Below are 725 nucleotides of genomic sequence, written 5' to 3'. Positions count from 1 at the left end.
TTTATACAGCAAGGAGATTATAACACAAATAATTAATACGATTATTATTGTGGTAGCACGCAATATCGCAATGTTCTTGCCTGAACAGGTGGATGAATGCTCTGAGGACAAATCGCTTGACATATTGCAGTATATTCAAGCAAACATCTATAAAACAGGTAAAATCAGAGCAAAAGATATAAGCCAAAATTTTGGTATTTAGGAGAATTATTTAGGACGATATATCAAAAAACATACTAATGAAACTATGCAACAATACATTTTAAACTACAAACTAAAGTTAGTAGAAAACAGATTATTGCATAGTCAAATGAGAATTTGTGAAATCGTTGAAGAATTGGGATTTACCGATGAGAGCCATCTTAATAAGTTTTTCAAAAAGTATAGAGGATGCAGCCCCTCTAATTTCAGAAAGAATAATTTGAAGTAAACCATATACATATCCTTGTTTTTAGAGTTATTGAAACAATAGAAATGACTATTTTTGCATTATATTTATAGATGTCTATGACAAATACAGAAACCATACAATCACTCATCGATAGCGGAGAAGGCTATAATGTAGAGTTCAAAGTCCGTATTCCTTCAAAAGTTTGGGAGCTGACAGAAGAAATTTGCGCTTTCGCCAATGCAGACGGAGGATATTTACTTATTGGTGTAGATGATTACGGACAGATTATTGGTACAGATTTAGAGAATGACAAACGTTCAGCCATTCAAGGCTC

Annotated in this window: 1 protein-coding gene and 1 pseudogene; both read left to right on the top strand. The window is 32.8% G+C overall.

Annotated features, from left to right (window positions below):
• Positions 1–430, top strand: a pseudogene (locus DW103_RS17985) (helix-turn-helix domain-containing protein); the annotation flags it as partial.
• 77 nt (positions 431–507) lie between these two features.
• On the top strand, positions 508–725 hold a 218-nt coding region (locus tag DW103_RS17980; protein WP_199653063.1), incomplete at its 3' end, for a helix-turn-helix domain-containing protein.

This window comes from Parabacteroides sp. AM08-6, assembly GCF_003473295.1.
Classification (GTDB): Bacteria; Bacteroidota; Bacteroidia; order Bacteroidales; family Tannerellaceae; genus Parabacteroides.
Note: the sequence above shows the minus strand (reverse complement) of the source record. Positions and strands in the feature narration are given on the sequence as shown.